General features: G+C 40.3%; 1 protein-coding gene. It reads right to left on the reverse strand.

Features of this window, described 5'->3' with window-relative positions; translation table 11 throughout:
- Positions 1-906 (reverse strand): IS66 family transposase (locus QUA33_RS28140; RefSeq protein ID WP_333153075.1); only part of this gene is annotated, 906 nt, incomplete at its 3' end.
- Between the last annotated feature and the right edge of the window lie 115 nt (positions 907-1,021).

Here is a 1,021-nt window from a genome sequence, read left to right on the forward strand (position 1 = left end):
GTGACAGGCTGCTAGTTCTTGTGCAATCAGGTAACTGTGAGAATATTGATTCAGTATAAAATCGGTGTAGGGACCTCTGAGAATTCGCAGATAGTTTTGCCGACTTTTGCTATCGGTTGTAGTAAAGTGGGCAAATAAATCGTTGCCCATGACTGTACAATAGCCATTCTTTCCTTGATGTCTGGCTCCTGTGTCATCAGTATGAATATACTTTGCTGTCTGCAACCCTGCTTGTAAGACTTGATTTTGTTCCTGATGAAATGCTTCTTTTTCTTCTACTAAGAGTCGATTAATTTGACCAGTGGAAATATCTATGCCTAGTTCTCTTAACTGTTCTCCGATTAAGTTCTGTGGTACTCGGCATTGATGGTGTTGGTATAAGATAAATGATTTTAACGTTGGCCCATAGTGTCCCTGATATTCTTTGGGCAATTTCCCGACTATTGTCTTGCCTTCGGTGGTAATGTATTCTGCAAGTAAAAATCGAATACTATGCCTTTTGATAATCACATCTTGCACGTCATATTGTCTATACCCATTGAGCCGAGCTCCCTCTGGGAGTTCAAGAGGTTCAATTACTCTTTCTTCATCTACTAAATCCTGGTTTTTTTTACTCCTTTTCCAAGAACCAGGTCGCTTTTCAAGGTCAATGGTTTTTTTTTCTTTTTGATTAAGGGTGCTGGGTTGAATCTTAGGTTTTCCCTTAAGTTTTTTAGCCGCCAAGATTTGAGCTTTAAGGCTTTGGGCTTCTGCCTGTAGTTTGGTCACATCTTGTTCTAGCTTCACTATTCTCTCCTGTTGGCTCTCAATCATCTGTTGCTGATGAGCGATGATGTTCAGCAGTGAGCTAACTAAGGGAGTGATTTCTCCAGAGGGAATGTCAATAGCTAAATCAGGAATTTGCATATTTTCATTAAATCATATTTGAAGCCAAAGTGCCAAGGAGAGAAATAAGTTTATTGGCTCGCGTTCTGGGACTACTTAGCTCAGATACTCCAACCAGCGGTTATTGAGCAGTTAC

Source organism: Microcoleus sp. Pol14D4, assembly GCF_036701245.1.
Taxonomy (GTDB): Bacteria; Cyanobacteriota; Cyanobacteriia; order Cyanobacteriales; family Microcoleaceae; genus Microcoleus.